General features: G+C 71.9%; 15 protein-coding genes and 2 pseudogenes. 5 read left to right on the top strand and 12 right to left on the bottom strand.

Annotation, left to right across the window (positions count from 1 at the left end; genetic code table 11):
* Nucleotides 1-25 precede the first annotated feature (25 nt).
* Nucleotides 26-649: a hypothetical protein gene (locus IH80_RS0110050; protein ID WP_234432183.1), complete on the bottom strand. Its 624-nt coding sequence runs from the start codon at nt 647-649 to the stop codon at nt 26-28.
* Nucleotides 650-1,039: 390 nt separating this feature from the next.
* On the opposite strand from IH80_RS0110050, the pseudogene IH80_RS39090 reads away from it, so the two are divergent.
* Nucleotides 1,040-2,165 (top strand): annotated as a pseudogene (locus IH80_RS39090) (extracellular solute-binding protein).
* A gap of 13 nt (nt 2,166-2,178) precedes the next feature.
* Here IH80_RS39090 and IH80_RS0110040 read toward each other — a convergent pair.
* The 5 genes from IH80_RS0110040 to IH80_RS44630 are packed head-to-tail and all read right to left on the bottom strand — an operon-like array spanning nt 2,179 to nt 6,952.
* Nucleotides 2,179-2,895: a potassium-transporting ATPase subunit C gene (locus tag IH80_RS0110040; protein WP_030959363.1), complete on the bottom strand. Its 717-nt coding sequence runs from the start codon at nt 2,893-2,895 to the stop codon at nt 2,179-2,181.
* A gap of 22 nt (nt 2,896-2,917) precedes the next feature.
* Complete coding sequence (gene kdpB, locus IH80_RS0110035) at nt 2,918-5,023, bottom strand: potassium-transporting ATPase subunit KdpB (RefSeq protein ID WP_030959362.1); 2,106 nt, start codon at nt 5,021-5,023, stop codon at nt 2,918-2,920.
* Nucleotides 5,020-6,684: a potassium-transporting ATPase subunit KdpA gene (gene kdpA, locus IH80_RS0110030; RefSeq protein ID WP_030959360.1), complete on the bottom strand. Its 1,665-nt coding sequence runs from the start codon at nt 6,682-6,684 to the stop codon at nt 5,020-5,022. The genes kdpB and kdpA overlap by 4 nt, the downstream gene beginning before the upstream one ends.
* A gap of 8 nt (nt 6,685-6,692) precedes the next feature.
* Entirely contained in the window at nt 6,693-6,782 is a 90-nt protein-coding gene (kdpF, locus tag IH80_RS41450) for a K(+)-transporting ATPase subunit F (RefSeq protein ID WP_037879362.1), read from the bottom strand.
* Nucleotides 6,779-6,952 carry a hypothetical protein gene (locus IH80_RS44630; RefSeq protein ID WP_158943371.1) on the bottom strand — a complete coding sequence of 58 codons (174 nt, stop codon included), beginning with the start codon at nt 6,950-6,952 and terminating at the stop codon, nt 6,779-6,781. The genes kdpF and IH80_RS44630 overlap by 4 nt, the downstream gene beginning before the upstream one ends.
* 198 nt (nt 6,953-7,150) lie before the next feature.
* Between IH80_RS44630 and IH80_RS44625 the strand changes: the two genes are divergently transcribed.
* Nucleotides 7,151-7,324 carry a hypothetical protein gene (locus tag IH80_RS44625; RefSeq protein WP_158943369.1) on the top strand — a complete coding sequence of 58 codons (174 nt, stop codon included), beginning with the start codon at nt 7,151-7,153 and terminating at the stop codon, nt 7,322-7,324.
* 13 nt (nt 7,325-7,337) lie between these two features.
* On the opposite strand, the pseudogene eno reads toward IH80_RS44625, so the two are convergent.
* Nucleotides 7,338-8,306, bottom strand: a pseudogene (eno, locus tag IH80_RS39080) (phosphopyruvate hydratase); the annotation flags it as partial.
* On the opposite strand from eno, the gene IH80_RS39075 reads away from it, so the two are divergent.
* Nucleotides 8,187-8,471 (top strand): MarR family winged helix-turn-helix transcriptional regulator, encoded by a 285-nt coding sequence (locus IH80_RS39075; RefSeq protein WP_420708770.1) that lies wholly within the window; start codon nt 8,187-8,189, stop codon nt 8,469-8,471. The pseudogene eno and the gene IH80_RS39075 overlap by 120 nt on opposite strands.
* Nucleotides 8,472-8,489: 18 nt before the next feature.
* On the opposite strand, the gene lysA is transcribed toward IH80_RS39075, so the two are convergent.
* Together lysA and IH80_RS0110000 are read right to left on the bottom strand one after the other, a co-directional pair.
* Nucleotides 8,490-9,824, bottom strand: coding sequence for a diaminopimelate decarboxylase (gene lysA, locus IH80_RS0110005; protein ID WP_030959356.1), 1,335 nt, complete (start codon nt 9,822-9,824; stop codon nt 8,490-8,492).
* Between the two features lie 12 nt (nt 9,825-9,836).
* Nucleotides 9,837-10,172: an SAV_915 family protein gene (locus IH80_RS0110000; protein ID WP_030959354.1), complete on the bottom strand. Its 336-nt coding sequence runs from the start codon at nt 10,170-10,172 to the stop codon at nt 9,837-9,839.
* Nucleotides 10,173-10,434: 262 nt separating this feature from the next.
* Here IH80_RS0110000 and IH80_RS0109995 point away from each other — a divergent pair, with 262 nt between their 5' ends.
* A complete protein-coding gene (locus IH80_RS0109995) occupies nt 10,435-10,809 on the top strand; it encodes a hypothetical protein (RefSeq protein WP_030959353.1) in 375 nt (124 codons plus the stop codon).
* 111 nt (nt 10,810-10,920) lie between these two features.
* On the opposite strand, the gene IH80_RS0109990 is transcribed toward IH80_RS0109995, so the two are convergent.
* Nucleotides 10,921-11,499 (bottom strand): SMI1/KNR4 family protein, encoded by a 579-nt coding sequence (locus tag IH80_RS0109990; protein ID WP_030959352.1) that lies wholly within the window; start codon nt 11,497-11,499, stop codon nt 10,921-10,923.
* A gap of 343 nt (nt 11,500-11,842) precedes the next feature.
* Here IH80_RS0109990 and IH80_RS45820 point away from each other — a divergent pair, with 343 nt between their 5' ends.
* Complete coding sequence (locus tag IH80_RS45820) at nt 11,843-12,649, top strand: flavodoxin family protein (RefSeq protein WP_234432182.1); 807 nt, start codon at nt 11,843-11,845, stop codon at nt 12,647-12,649.
* Between the two features lie 50 nt (nt 12,650-12,699).
* On the opposite strand, the gene IH80_RS0109980 is transcribed toward IH80_RS45820, so the two are convergent.
* Entirely contained in the window at nt 12,700-13,443 is a 744-nt protein-coding gene (locus IH80_RS0109980; protein WP_030959349.1) for a class I SAM-dependent methyltransferase, read from the bottom strand.
* 175 nt (nt 13,444-13,618) lie between these two features.
* Nucleotides 13,619-14,473, bottom strand: a complete 855-nt coding sequence (gene xdhC / locus IH80_RS0109975; RefSeq protein ID WP_107056786.1) for a xanthine dehydrogenase accessory protein XdhC — start codon at nt 14,471-14,473, stop codon at nt 13,619-13,621.

The following is a 14,473-nucleotide window of genomic DNA, read 5'->3' as shown; positions in this document are numbered from 1 at the left end:
CCCGCTACGACAAAACGGCCACGGTCTACCGGGCGGCCCTCCACCTCGCGGCCATCCACATCTGGTCCGCGAGGTGATCGCTAAGAAACGGCCTAGTGCAGGGGCGGTATTCCAGGGCGAGCTCGCGGTCCACGGCGTAGCTGGTGCGCACGGAAGCGTCGGTGACCTTCTGCCAGGAGCCGTGCTTCACATGGAGCTGGTCGGCGGTCGGACCGAGGGGGTTGCCGTACTTGGCCGTGTTGCGCTCCTCCAGGATCCGGATCTCCTCGGGGGTCATGCCCGCGCGCGTGATCTCCTTCGCCTGATTGCGCATGTCGACGAGCTCCCCGGCGATCTCCTCGTCGGAGGCGCCGGCTTCGCGCAGGTCGGCCTCGGTGCGGGGCATGGCCTCCAGCAGGCCGTGGTAGCGGATCCGGGTGCGCTGCGCCTCGACCTTCTCGTCCATGGGCAGGACGCGGAGACGGCACACGACCGGATCGGTGCTGGGACAGGGGTCGTCCGCCGGGACCGGCCGGGCCAGCGGTGCGGTGATGATCGAACCGCAGGCCTCAGCGGCGCTGACGGCCGTGGTCCCGCCCGTGGCCAGCAGGGCGACGGCGGCCACGAAGGGAAGGAGGACGCGGCCGGGGAGGGTCGGGGAAAGCCGCATGCGGGCATCCTCGGCCCGGCTCGACCCGGCCCCGCGCCGACTCCGCCGGAGCGCTCCGGGCTCACTCGAAGGTGGGCTGACGGAGCGTTTCGCCATCCCGCCGAACGGACCCGTCCCGGCCCGACCGCCGCCTGCTTCTTTCCCTCGCGGGCGCCGGGCGGGAGCCGGGCGGCGGAGCGGCCATCCGTTCTACGCGCGTGGGACCGTTCGGATCCTCGTCGGAAGCCACAACGCGCCGGGCCCGCGGCTGGATCATCGGCCACACCTGCTCCCGGAGCGGAATCAATCCCTCCAATCCCGGGAGATGATTCCGGCCACCGGGCCGCAGGGCACCCCTGGCTGGGTGCGCCGTGCGCGGCGACATCCAAGCGACACCAGGGGAATACGCTCGTGCGACGAAAGATCTTCGGGCCGGCCGCCACCGCGGTCGTACTCGGCCTCCTGCCGCAACTCTCCGGATGCGGCGCCGTGGACGGCGGCGGAGGTGACGGCGGCACGCTCCGGCTGGTGGCCGCCGAGTACGGCGACACCCCGGCCACCAGCTCCAAGGCCTACTGGGACAGGATGACCGGCGCCTTCACCGAGGCCAACCCCGGCATCAAGGTCGAGGTCCGGCTGCTGCCGTGGGCCGACATCGACCGCGAGGTCTCCCGCATGGTCGCCAAGGGCGAGGCGCCCGACGTGGCGCTCATGGGCTCCTACTCGGACTTCGCCGCGCAGGGCAAGCTGTACTCCGCGGAAGAGCTCCTCTCCGTCGGCGCCGAGGCCAATTTCCTCCAGCCCCAAGGGCGTGAAGTACCCGTACGCGCTGCCGCTCGGCCCGGAGGAGGCGCACGCCGAGGCGCTGATCTGGGAGCTGAGCAACGGCGGCGGCTACGCCGACGAACGGGGCAGCTACAGCCTGGACTCCGAGAAGAACGTGCGCACCTGGCAGTGGGTCAGGGACAACCTGGTCACCCCCGGCCTCGTCGGGCCCGTTCCGCCGGCCAGGACGAACCGGGCCGACGCGTTCGCCGCCTTCCTGCGGGGTGAGGTCGGCATGCTCAACGGCTACCCGTCGCTCGCCCACGAGGCAGCGGCGAAGGGCATCGGCGTCGGCACCGTGGCCATGCCTGTCTCGGACTCGCTGGGCAGCGAGGAGAGCCCGCCGACCGTGGGCGTCGCCGACTGGATGGTTGCCTTCAAGCAGAACGGCAGGCGCGAGGAGATCGGCAGGTTCCTGGAGTTCGTCTACCAGGACAAGAACCTGTCGGACTTCGCGGGCCGCTACCACCTGCTGCCGGCCACCGCCTCCGCCGCGCGGACCCCGGCCGGCGGCGGCCTCAGCCGGACCGACGAGGACTTCCTGAACGCCCTGCGGACGGCCCGGCTCTATCCGGTGAACGACCCCTCGTGGGTGGCGGTCAGTGACGCGATCAAGCGCAACATCGGCCGCGCCGTGGAGCCCGGCGGCGACCCGAAGGCCGTCCTGGAGGACATCGCCGACAAGGCCGAGGAGGCCGCGGGCGGGAGCTGACCGCCCCCGGCCGTCAGCTCCCGGTCAGCGCCTTGAGGGCGGTGTTGAGCTCGAGGACGTTGACGCGGGGCTCGCCGATGAAGCCGAGGGTGCGGCCCCGGGTGTGCTCGGCGACGATCCGCTCGACCTGCCGGGGGTCGAGGCCGTTCCTCTCGGCGACCCGGTGGACCTGGATCCTGGCGTACGCGGGGGAGATGTCCGGGTCGAGGCCGGAGCCGGACGAGGTGACGGCGTCGGCCGGGACGTCCTCGGGCCGGACCGTGTAGGAGCCGGTGGAGTTGTCGGCGACGACGGCTTCCTTGGCGGCCACGACCTGGGCGCAGAGGGTGCCTTCCTCGGCGTCCTCGGTGCACCTGCCGCCCACGGCGCCGTTGTCGGCGGAGCGGTTGGTGGCGCCGGAGAGGATGAGCGAGTACCGGGTGTTGACGGTGTTGGAGCCCAGGCCGGCGGAGGGCCGCGGCTGGAACCACTTCAGGTCCGGCCCCGCGGTCTCCTCGGCGTCGTCCGGGTCCTTCTTCGGAAGGTCGTACCTCTGCCCGATGAGGGAGGAGCCGACGACGTCGCCGCTCCTGTCCCTGATCTCGGAGCCGTTGGCCTGGTCGGGGAAGAGTGCCTGTGCGATGCCGGTGACGGCGAGCGGGTAGACGACCCCGCAGATCAGGGTCAGGGCGAGCAGGGCCCGCAGGCCGGCCCCGATCAGCCGTGCCGTGTTGCCTACAGAGTTGTTCATGGTCGATCAGCACGTTCCTGATTCAGGCGAGGCCGGGGATGAGGGAGAGAGCCATGTCGATGAGCTTGATGCCGATGAACGGGGCGACGAGACCGCCGAGTCCGTACAGGCCGAGGTTGCGGCGGAGCATCCTGTCGGCGCTGGTGGGCCGGTAGCGGACGCCCTTCAGGGCCAGCGGGACCAGGGCGAGGATGATCAGGGCGTTGAAGACGACGGCCGAGAGGATCGCAGAACTCGGGGAGGACAGGCCCATGATGTTGAGCTCGTCGAGTCCCGGGTAGACCACCGCGAACATGGCCGGGATGATCGCGAAGTACTTCGCGACGTCGTTGGCGATGGAGAAGGTCGTGAGCGCACCCCGCGTGATGAGGAGCTGTTTGCCGATCTCGACGATTTCGATGAGCTTGGTCGGATCGGAGTCCAGGTCGACCATGTTCCCGGCCTCCTTGGCGGCCGAGGTGCCCGTGTTCATCGCCACGCCCACGTCCGCCTGAGCGAGGGCCGGTGCGTCGTTCGTACCGTCGCCCGTCATCGCGACGAGCTTGCCGCCGGCCTGTTCCCGCTTGATCAGGGCCATCTTGTCCTCGGGCGTGGCCTCGGCGAGGAAGTCGTCGACGCCGGCCTCCTCCGCGATCGCCCTGGCCGTCAGCGGGTTGTCGCCGGTGATCATGACCGTCTTGATGCCCATGCGGCGCAGTTCGTCGAAGCGCTCGCGCATGCCCTCCTTGACCACGTCCTTGAGGTGGACGACCCCGAGGACCCGGGCACCCCGCTCGTCGTGGACGGCGACCAGGAGCGGCGTACCGCCGGCTTCGGAGATGCGGCCGGCCAGGAGACCCGCGTCGTCCGGGACCCGGCCGCCCTGCTCCTCGACCCAGGTGATCACGGAGCCGGCCGCGCCCTTGCGGGTCTGCCGGCCGTCGACGTCGACACCGGACATGCGGGTCTGCGCGGTGAAGACGATCCACTCGGCCCGGGCGAGCTCGCCCTGGTGGCGTTCGCGGAGCCCGTACTTCTCCTTGGCGAGGACCACGATCGAACGGCCCTCGGGGGTTTCGTCGGCCAGCGAGGACAGCTGCGCGGCGTCGGCGAGTTCGGCCTCCGTCGTCCCCTCGACCGGGACGAACTCGCAGGCCTGCCGGTTGCCGAGGGTGATGGTGCCGGTCTTGTCGAGCAGCAGCGTGGACACGTCACCGGCGGCCTCGACCGCGCGGCCGGACATCGCGAGGACGTTGCGCTGGACCAGGCGGTCCATGCCCGCGATACCGATCGCGGAGAGCAGTGCCCCGATGGTGGTCGGGATCAGGCACACCAGCAGGGCGGTGAGCACGATCATCGACTGTTCGGCGCCCGCGTGGATCGCGAACGGCTGCAACGTGACGACCGCGAGCAGGAAGACGACGGTGAGGGACGCGAGCAGGATGTTCAGCGCGATCTCGTTGGGCGTCTTCTGCCGGGCGGCGCCCTCGACGAGGGCGATCATGCGGTCGATGAAGGTTTCCCCGGGCTTCGTCGTGATCCTGATGACGATGCGGTCGGAGAGGACCCTCGTGCCGCCGGTGACCGCGCTGCGGTCACCGCCGGACTCGCGGATCACGGGCGCGGACTCGCCCGTGATCGCCGACTCGTCGACGGAGGCGACGCCCTCGACGACGTCACCGTCGCCCGGGATGGTGTCACCGGCCTCGCAGACGACCAGGTCGCCGATGCGCAGCCCGGTGCCGGGCACCTGCTCCTCGCCCCTGCCGTCCTGGGTCAGACGGCGGGCGACCGAGTCGGTCTTCGCCTTGCGGAGGGTGTCGGCCTGGGCCTTCCCGCGGCCCTCGGCGACGGCCTCGGCCAGGTTCGCGAAGATCGTGGTCAGCCACAGCCAGGCGGTGATCGCCCAGCCGAACCAGTCCGTGGGGTCCTTGACGGCCAGGACGGTCGTGACGACCGAGCCGATCAGCACGACGAACATGACCGGGGACTTGACCATGATCCGGGGGTCGAGCTTGCGGACCGCGTCGGGGAAGGACCTCAGCAGCTGCTCGGGGTCGAACAGGCCCCCGCCCACGCGCCCGGTGCCCGGCCGGTGAGCGGTGGGGGCGTCCTGGTGCGGGGCACGGGTGGGTGTGGCGGTGCTCATGCTGCGAGCCCTTCGGCGAGCGGACCCAGCGCCAGGGCCGGGAAGTAGGTCAGACCGGTGATGATGGTGATCGTGCCGACGAGCAGGCCCGCGTAGAGCGGCTTGTCGGTACGCAGGGTGCCCGCCGTCTCCGGTACGGGCCGCTGTTCGGCCAGCGAGCCGGCCAGCGCGAGGACGAAGACCATCGGCAGGAAGCGGCCCAGCAGCATCGCGATGCCGATGGTCGAGTTGAACCACTGGGTGTCGGCGTTCAGGCCCGCGAAGGCCGAGCCGTTGTTGTTGGCGCCGGAGGTGTAGGCGTAGAGGATTTCGGAGAAGCCGTGCGCGCCGGTGTTCGTCATGGAGCCGGCGGGCGTCGGCAGGGCCATGGCGGCAGCGGTGAAGCACAGCACCAGGGCGGGGGTGACGAGGATGTAGCAGGCCGCGAGCTTGATCTCGCGGGTGCCGATCTTCTTGCCCAGGTACTCGGGCGTGCGGCCGACCATCAGGCCGGCGATGAACACCGCGATGATCGCCATGATGAGCATGCCGTAGAGGCCGGAGCCGACACCGCCGGGCGCGATCTCGCCGAGCTGCATGCCCAGCATGGTGATGCCGCCGCCGAAGCCGGTGTAGGAGGAGTGGAAGGAGTTGACCGCGCCCGTGGACGTCAGGGTGGTGGCCACCGCGAAGATCGAGGAGCCTGCGATGCCGAAGCGGGTCTCCTTGCCCTCCATCGCCCCGCCGGAGACGTCGAACACCGGACCGGGGTGGGCGAACTCGGTCCACATCATCAGCGCCGTGAAACCGAGCCAGATGACGCCCATCGTCGCCAGGATCGCGTAGCCCTGGCGGAGGCTGCCGACCATGCGGCCGAACGTCCGGGTCAGCGCGAACGGGATGACGAGGATCAGGAAGATCTCGAAGAGGTTGGAGAAGGGCGTCGGGTTCTCGAAGGGGTGCGCGGAGTTGGCGTTGAAGTAGCCGCCGCCGTTCGTGCCGAGTTCCTTGATGACCTCCTGGGAGGCCACCGCGCCGCCGTTCCACTGCTGGGTCCCGCCCGTGAACTGCCCGACCTCGTGGATCCCGGCGAAGTTCTGGATGACGCCGCACGCGACCAGGACGATCGCGCCGATCACGGCGATGGGCAGGAGGATGCGGACGGTCCCGCGGACCAGGTCGGCCCAGAAGTTGCCGAGCTCACCGGTACGGGAACGCGCGAAGCCCCGTACGAGGGCCACCGCGACGGCCATGCCGACGGCCGCGGAGACGAAGTTCTGCACGGCCAGTCCGCCGGTCTGCACGACGTGGCCCATGGCCTGCTCGCCGTAGTACGACTGCCAGTTCGTGTTGGCCGCGAAGGACGCGGCGGTGTTGAAGGCCTGGTCGGGGTCGATCGACACGAAGCCGAGCGAGCCGGGCAGGACGCCCTGCAGGCGCTGCAGGAGGTAGAGGAAGAGGACGCCCGCGGCGGAGAAGGCGAGCACGGCGCGCAGGTAGGCGCGCCAGCGCATCTCGACCGAGGGGTCGGCGCCGATGGCCTTGTAGATCCACTTCTCCGGTGCGTAGTGCTTCTCGGAGGAGTAGACCCGGGCCATGTGGTCGCCCAGGGGACGGTGGACCAGAGCGAGCGCGGCGATCAGCGCGAGCAACTGGAGCACACCGGCGGTTACGGGGCTCATGGCGGTGCTCAGAACCTCTCCGGGTACACGAGGGCGAGGACGAGGTAACCGAGCAGGGCGACGGCCACGACGAGGCCGACGATGTTCTCGACGTTCACAGCTTGGTCACCCCCCGGGCGATGAGGGCCACCAGCGCGAACACCGCGGCAGTGGTGACGACGAAGGCCAGATCGGCCACCGTGAGCTCCTGGATGAAGTGAGGGGGAAAAGGGGGAAATGAATCGGCCGGTTGGCCGATGACCAGATAACCCCTTCTTCGCCACGTCACCGGTACGCCTTGACGGGCCCCATACGGGGCCCGGCGAACTATTGACGGCGCCCATACGCCCGCCGCCCGCGCCTGCCTCGCACCACCGCGGCGGGCTGCGCACCCGCGTCAAGACGCCGGTGCGCACCCGCGTCAAGACGCCGACAGGAATCCCGCCGGACCCTCGTCATCGCGGGGATCCGGCGGGATTCTTCACAGGTGACCAGCGACTGGCTTCCCGACCGCGGCATCCGCCGGACCGTACGCGCCCTCGGGGCGGCCGGCCTGACGCTCATCGCCACCGGCGCCGCCCTCGAAGCGATGTGGCTGCTCGGCCTCGGCGTCTGGGGGATCATCGCCGCGATGGGGATCGAGATCGTCTACCGGCCCTGAGGGCCGGCGCCGTTCACGCCCGGCGCAGTGCGGAGCGGCCCGCGAAGCGCGCCGCGTCGCCCAGTTCCTCCTCGATCCGGATCAGCTGGTTGTACTTCGCCGTGCGGTCGGAGCGTGAGAGCGAGCCGGTCTTGATCTGGCCGCAGCCGGTCGCCACCGCCAGATCCGCGATGGTGGTGTCCTCCGTCTCGCCCGAGCGGTGCGACATGACGGCCGTCCAGCCCGCCCGGTGGGCCGTGGCCACGGTGGCCAGCGCCTCGGTCAGGGTCCCGATCTGGTTGACCTTGACCAGCACCGAGTTGCCGACGCCGGTGCGGATGCCCTCGCGCAGCAGCGCCTCATCGGTGCAGAACACCTCGTCGCCGGTGAGCTGGCACCGGTCGCCGACGCGGGCGGTCAACTCGCGCCAGCCGTCCCAGTCGTTCTCCGCCATCGGGTCCTCGATGGAGACGATCGGGTAGGCGTCGATCAGCCGGGCCAGGTGATCGGCGTGCTCGGCGGGGGTGCGCCGCACCCCCTGGCCGGCGTAGTCGTACACCCCGTCGCGGAAGAACTCCGACGAAGCCGGGTCCATCACCAGGCCGATGTCCGTGCCGGGGCGGTAGCCGGTGCGCTCGATCGCGGCCATCACGAAGTCGAGCGCCTCCTCGGCGGTGCGCAGCGCGGGTGCGAAGCCGCCCTCGTCACCGACGCCCGTGGAGTGTCCGGCGGCCAGCAGGTCGCGGCGCAGCGTGTGGAAGACCTCGCTGCCCATGCGGACGGCCTCGGCGAAGGTGTCCGCGCCCACCGGGGCGATCATGAACTCCTGGAAGTCCAGCGGATTGTCGGCATGCGCGCCGCCGTTGACGACCGCACCGGCCTCATGACCACCAGCGACCTCGCCGCCGACCAGCGCGTGCGGCCCCAGTCGATGGCCCGGGCAGTGGGCCTGCTCCTGGAGCAGGGCCTGGTCACGCGCCGGGCGCACCCCACGGACGGCCGCAAGTCGCTGGTCGAGCTGTCGGACGCGGGCCGGACCGCGCTGGAAGCCGAGCGCGGCCGCCGGGCCGGCTGGCTCGCACAGGCCATCGAGGCCGAACTGAGCAACGAGGAGCGGGAGCTGCTGGCACGGAGCATCGTCCTGCTGGAGCGGCTCGCTGCCCGCTAGCGGGCCCGCGCCCCGCCGTCAGCCGCCGATGTCCCGGCTGCGGAAGTCGTCCAGGGTCTCGCGCCGGACCAGCAACCTGGCCGATCCCTCGTGGACCGCGACGACCGCGGGGCGGCCCACGAGGTTGTAGCCGGAGGCCATCGACAGCTGGTAGGCGCCGGCCACCGGTACGGCGATCAGGTCGCCGGGGCGGACGTCACCCGGCAGTTCCACGTCGGCCGCCAGGATGTCGCCCGCCTCGCAGTGCCGGCCGACGACCGTGGTCGTACGGGGACCGGCCGTCGGGGCACGGCCTACCAGGCGGGGCGCGTAGCGCACCCCGTACAGCGCGGGCCTCGGATTGTCGCTCATGCCGCCGTCGACGGCGACGAACACCCTCTCGCCCGTGTGCTTGACGGCCAGTACGCGGTACAGGGCGACGCCGGCGGGCCCGACCACCGCACGTCCGGGTTCGACGAGGAGCCGCGGGACGGCCAGCCGGGCGGCGGCGCATCCTTCGGCGAGTTCCACGCGCAGCCGCCGGGCCAACGGGGCCGGATCGAGCACGGGTTCGCCCGGCCGGTAGGCGATGGCGTGCCCGCCGCCCATGTCGAGCTCGGGCAGGACGACCCCGTGCGCGTCGCGGATGCGGGCCATCAGTCCGACCATGCGGCGCAGGGCCACCAGGTACGGCTTCACCTCGGTGATCTGGGAGCCGATGTGGCAGTGCAGACCGGTCAGTTCGAGCTGCGGCCGGCCCAGGATCCGGGACACGGCGTGCTGCGCGGCCCCGTCGGTGAGGGACAGGCCGAACTTCTGGTCGTCCGTGCCGGTACGGATCTTGTCGTGCCCCCCGGCCGGCACGCCCGGTACCACCCGCACCATGACCTTCTGGTGCCCGTCCGGGCCGACGGCGGCCGCGATCCGGGCGATCTCGGCGGGGCCGTCGATGACGATCCGCCCGACACCGAGCCGCAGTGCCGCCTCCAGGTCGCAGGGCGACTTGGCGTTGCCGTGCAGCACGATGCGCTCGGGCGGGAAGCCCGCGGTGACCGCCAGCTCCAGTTCGCCGGCGGAGCAGGTGTCCAGGCCGAGGCCTTCCTCCCGTACCCAGCGGACCATGGCGCGTGACAGGAACGCCTTGGCGGCGTACAGCACGTCGGCGTCGGGGAAGGCCTCCCGGTAGGTCCGGCAGCGCCTGCGCACCTCGCCTTCGTCCAGGACGTAGGCCGGCGTCTCGAACCGGTCCGCCACCTCCGCCAGCGACACCCCGCCGACGGCCAGGCCGCCGTGCGGGAGCCGCCGCGTGGACGCGGGCCACAGCGCCAGGTCCTCCGCGCCGGCGGCGACCTCGGCGAGCACGGAAACGGTCATCGGGGTCCCCTCTCAGAGTGCGCGGGCCGCGACGTCGCCCGTCCCCGCCGGCACCGGGGTGACGGCGGGAGCGGACAGGGTCGGGTCGATCGTCAGCCGGCACCCGCCGAGCGGCGAGGCCAGGGTGCGGAGCGCGGACTCGGACAGCCGGATCCACGGGTGCCCCGCCCCGAGGGTGGCCGCCAGCAGGTCGGGGCGGGTGAATCCGACGGCGGTGCGGTCACCCAGGGGGGTGCGGAACATCCGGAGCACCACTTGCGCCGTACCCGGCCGGACGGGCACGTAGAGGGGTCCGGCCGGGCCCCGTTCCTCGGGCTCGGGATCGTCGGCGTACCGGTACAGACACATGGGCCCTCCCTGGGGAACCACGAGCGGCGGCTGGGGCCCCGGATGCGGGGAGGCGGTCCGGGGCGCGGCAACGAAGCTATCCCCGACCGACCCGACCGCAGCCGCTCCGTAACGGTGCCCTGACGGCGACCGGCCGAGTCCATACGCGTCGCTGACGCCGGAGGGGGGCTTGACGCCTGCTCCAGGAAAGATGACACTCGTGATGCAACTTGTTTTGTGAGTGTTGATTCGACTATTCACTTTTCGTGGGGAAGGGCCAGGTATGTCCGTCCTGTATGCATATGCCGCAGCGGGTGCCGTCGTGGGTGCCGTATGGGTCTTCGGTGCGGACATGCCGGCATGGGAGCACGCGCTGCGCGTACTCGTCATCGTGCTCGGCGTCAGCGTGGCCGGCCGCCTCGTCGCCCCCCGCCTCGCCCGCACCGGCCGGGCCCCGCTCGACCGGGGACTGTTCCTCGGGCTGGTCGCGGCGAAGGTGCTGCTGGTGGGCGTGGCGCTGCTCGTGGACTGGGCCGCCGGTCTGTGGTTCCCCGAACCGGCTCTGATCACCGCCGGGTTCCTGTTCGTCCTGGTGACCCTCGGCGGCCCCGTGCTGCACGGCCGGCTGACGAACGGCGCTCCCCGGCCGACCTGTTGACGGATCCACGGCCGTCCGTGGCGCCGCTGACGACGGGTGCCCGACTGCGGACAGCCTGCCCCCATGGGGGAGGGGACGGCGTACGCGCGGGCATGCGCTACGCCTGAGCCGTCACGCGGTCCCGCCCCGGGCTGCTCCGAGGGTCTCGTCCGCCGTCTCGAAGCGGTGCTCCGCCGGCCGCAGCACCTCGTGGAGGTGCCCGAAGTACGCCGTCTCCGCCGTACCCGTGAGCACCGCCAGCAGGAAGGCCACGCACTGCGCATCATGGTGCTCCCACAGCGGGCCGCGCCCCTCGTTGTAGAGCACGGTCCACTCGTCCGGGTGCTGCCCGGGCCGTGCCAGCCAGTACAGGAAGGCGCCCGTGCCCTCCTCGTACGCCCATGGCAGGATCCGGGCGCCCTCCTCCAGCAGGGCCGCCGGCCTCTCCTCGCCCATCTCCCACAGATCGGCCAGGATCTCCTCCCGTTCGGCCTTCTCCGCGTACAGGTCGCACGACGCGTGGGCGGACCCGGGGACCAGCAGCCAGACCGTTTCGTCGAAAACGCCGTCGCCGTACGCCTCGACGAGCCGCTTGTAGTCGGCGGGCAGGGTCGTACCGAGGGCCTCCTCGGCCCGCGCCCAGTCCACCGTCCGCTGCGGATCGGCGGGCGGCGGCGGGCAGAGGCGGACGAGGTCGTCGAAAGCGGTCATGAGGCCGACGCTACCGGGGCCCGGACCGCCAAACGCGGGCGGGGGCGCGGGGTCGCGGGGTCCTGGGACCGCAGGACCGGCGGCCTTCGGGCGAAAGCACCGCTCACGGCGGACGGCGCAGACGAACCGGTGCGGTACGCGGTGCGCGAGCCGGCCCGGGACGGCTCCTTCCACGACGCCCGCGACCCCGACGAGGCGATCCGCGACCTCGGGCGCCGGGGGTGCCCGCCCGGCCCCGCAGCCTCGCGCTCGGTTTCCTGCTCGCCGCAGGGAGAATGACGGGACGCTGACGGTCGGCCGGATCGGGCGCGGCGCCCTGTGGTGGAACGCTCCGGTCGACGCGGTGATCGCCCTGGACGCCGACGGGCGGGTCGCCGTCGAGTGGACCGACGGCGGCCGGGTCACCCGCACCGCCGCCCCCTTCCGCTGCCCGAACGGCGACAAGAACCCGATGCGGGCCGACAGCATCACCCTGGTCCGGCGCATCGCGAAGGGGCTCGAGGAAACCGTGGCGGAGGAGCGCCGCCGCCTCGGCACGTCGGCCTTCAGGGACCGGACCCTGAGCCGGCGCCCCCGCCGTCTCCACGGGCCCGTAGGCCGCATCGGGACCGGTCGGCGGGTACGGGGGCTGTCACATCCGGGAGGTCCGGTCGGTCCACGCTGTGAGAGGCGACGACAGACCACCGGAGGGACACCGATGAAGACCCTGCTCGTGTGTACGTCCGTATCCCACGGCAACACCCGCCGCGTGGCGCGGGCAATGGCCGGGGTACTCGACGCGCGCGTGGTCGCGCCGCAGGAGGTGACGCCCGAGGAGGTGGCGGAGCACGACCTGGTGGGCTTCGGATCCGGCGTCTTCGCCCAGCGGATGCACCCGGACCTGCTCCGGTTCGTGCGTGCTCTGCCGCCCTCGTCGGGGCGGGCCTTCGTGTTCGCGACGAGCGGCCTGCCGGAGCTCGCGTTCGCGCCGTTCACCCGGCCGCTCGTACGGCTCCTGGCGGGCAGGGGGCGCGCCGTCGAGGCCACCTTCACCTGCCGCGGGTTCGACACGTGGGCGCCGTTCCGGCTGATCGGCGGCATCAACAAACAGCGGCCCGACGCGGACGACCTGAGCGCCGCCCGCGCGTTCGCCCGACGCCTCCTGGCATGAGTCCGCGCCGGCGGCCCGGGAACGGGCCGCCGGCGCGGCGGGCGGTGCCGTCAGGCCCGGCAGCGCAACATCTCGAGCGGCGGGTTGGCGTGGAAGTCCGACCAGAAGTCCGCGTCGAACTCGCGCTCGCCGGCCTCCGACACCGCCAGCGGCACCCAGGTCAACTCGCGGAACCCGGCGGCTCCCAGGCACTTCTCGTACACCTCGCGGCGCGGGAGGTTGGCCGTGAACGACACCGGCGGGTCGAGCAGCGCCGTGGTCCGTACCTGCGGTCCGGTCTCGCCCTGCGCGCCGGTGAGCTCGCTGCGGAAGCCGTACCTCTCGGGGGTGGGTCCGTCGAAGCGGAAGTCGGGCGACTGGTTGAGCAGGAAGAGCTCGCCGCCGGGCTTCAGGCTGCGGTGCAGAGCGCGGCACATCCGCTCCGTCGTGGCGATGTCCTCCGCATAGTTGAGCAGTTGGACCGCCAGGGCCACGTCGAAGGGCTGCTCGATGGGCCGCAGATCGGCCACGTCGCCGACCTCGTAGCGCACGCCCAGCGGATCTCTCTCCTCCAACTGCCGTGCGACGGCGATCATTTCACCCGAAATGTCAATGCCCAGGACCACCGCGGCGCCGCGCCGCCTGAACTCCCTGCTGTAGAAACCGGTTCCGGACGCCAGATCGAGGACCGACCTGCCGCTCACGTCCCCGACCAGGGCCAGGAAGCTGGGTACCACCACGTACTGCTCGAGGGGCAGGGCCTTGAACCCCTCGTAGGCCTCCCCGATTTCGTCGTACTGCTGCTGCGCGCTCATTGCGATGTCCTCCCCGTCGGCGGCATGCTCCGGCCGCGGCGTCCCCCGTCCGCGGGGTACGGCCGCGGCAACTGCCTGGAAGTCTCTACGGAGCCGGGCGGCCGTCCGTACTGGCAGAACCCACGAAGATCCGGACGCCGACCCGGTGGCGTGTACGACGGCCGTCCGGAGCCGATCAGTCCGCGCCGTCGGCGTCCCCGCTCCGCCGGGCGTCCCGGTGCGGTGCGGGATCCTGTTCGAAGCTACGGAGCAGGTCGGCCGCCACGCTCACCGCGATCGTGGCGGGTTCCTTGCCGGCGATCCCCGGGATCCCGATCGGCGTCCTGATCCGGGCGATGGCGGCGGCGTCGTGCCCGCCCTCGGTGGCCAGGCGCTGCCGGAACCGCGCCCACTTCGCCGACGAGCCGATCAGACCGATCGAGCCCAGGCCGGCGGTCCGCAACGCGGCGTCGCACAACGCCGCGTCCTCGGCATGGTCATGGGTCATGATCAGCACGTGGGCGCCGGACGGCAGCTCCGCGAGGACCTCCTCCGGCAGCAGCGGGGTGTGGTGCACCCGGACGTGCGCCACCGCGTCCGCGAGCACGCCGAGCCGCCCGTCCGTGAGCATGTCCGGGCGGCTGTCGATCAGGTGCAGGTCCAGCTCGTGGCGCGCCAGGATGCGTGCCAGCTCCAGCCCCACGTGCCCGACGCCGAAGACCGCCACGGCCTGGACCACCGGCAGCGGTTCGAGCAGTACGGTGACGGCTCCGCCGCAGCACTGCACGCCGTGACGGCCGGTGACCTTGTCGTTGAGGGCGAACTCCATGAGTTCCGGTTCCGGATGGTCCGTGCCGGCCAGCTCGCGGGCCCGGTCGATGGCGACGGCCTCGATGTTGCCGCCGCCGATCGACCCCCAGGTCCCGGTGCGCCCCACGACGAGCTTGGCACCGGCCCGGCGGGGCGCGTGGCCGCGCACGGCCGCGACGGTCACGAGCACGCCGGGTTCCCGGCGTGCCCGCAACCGCGCGACCGCGGCCACCCAGCTCAT

The sequence above is a fragment of the Streptomyces sp. NRRL S-378 genome (assembly GCF_000720645.1).
Lineage (GTDB): Bacteria > Actinomycetota > Actinomycetes > Streptomycetales > Streptomycetaceae > Streptomyces.
This window is presented reverse-complemented; position numbering and strand designations above follow the sequence as displayed.

Bases quoted from the DNA above. Each gene is read 5' to 3' on its own strand.
- xdhC (WP_107056786.1), bottom strand. From the start codon at position 14,473: ATGAGCTGGGTGGCCGCGGTCGCGCGGTTGCGGGCACGCCGGGAACCC.
- IH80_RS39075 (WP_420708770.1), top strand. From the start codon at position 8,187: ATGACCACCAGCGACCTCGCCGCCGACCAGCGCGTGCGGCCCCAGTCG.
- kdpB (WP_030959362.1), bottom strand. From the start codon at position 5,023: ATGAGCACCGCCACACCCACCCGTGCCCCGCACCAGGACGCCCCCACC.
- IH80_RS0109980 (WP_030959349.1), bottom strand. From the start codon at position 13,443: ATGAGCGCGCAGCAGCAGTACGACGAAATCGGGGAGGCCTACGAGGGG.
- IH80_RS0109990 (WP_030959352.1), bottom strand. From the start codon at position 11,499: ATGACCGCTTTCGACGACCTCGTCCGCCTCTGCCCGCCGCCGCCCGCC.
- IH80_RS0110000 (WP_030959354.1), bottom strand. From the start codon at position 10,172: ATGTGTCTGTACCGGTACGCCGACGATCCCGAGCCCGAGGAACGGGGC.
- IH80_RS0110040 (WP_030959363.1), bottom strand. From the start codon at position 2,895: ATGAACAACTCTGTAGGCAACACGGCACGGCTGATCGGGGCCGGCCTG.
- kdpA (WP_030959360.1), bottom strand. From the start codon at position 6,684: ATGAGCCCCGTAACCGCCGGTGTGCTCCAGTTGCTCGCGCTGATCGCC.
- IH80_RS0109995 (WP_030959353.1), top strand. From the start codon at position 10,435: ATGTCCGTCCTGTATGCATATGCCGCAGCGGGTGCCGTCGTGGGTGCC.
- lysA (WP_030959356.1), bottom strand. From the start codon at position 9,824: ATGACCGTTTCCGTGCTCGCCGAGGTCGCCGCCGGCGCGGAGGACCTG.
- IH80_RS0110050 (WP_234432183.1), bottom strand. From the start codon at position 649: ATGCGGCTTTCCCCGACCCTCCCCGGCCGCGTCCTCCTTCCCTTCGTG.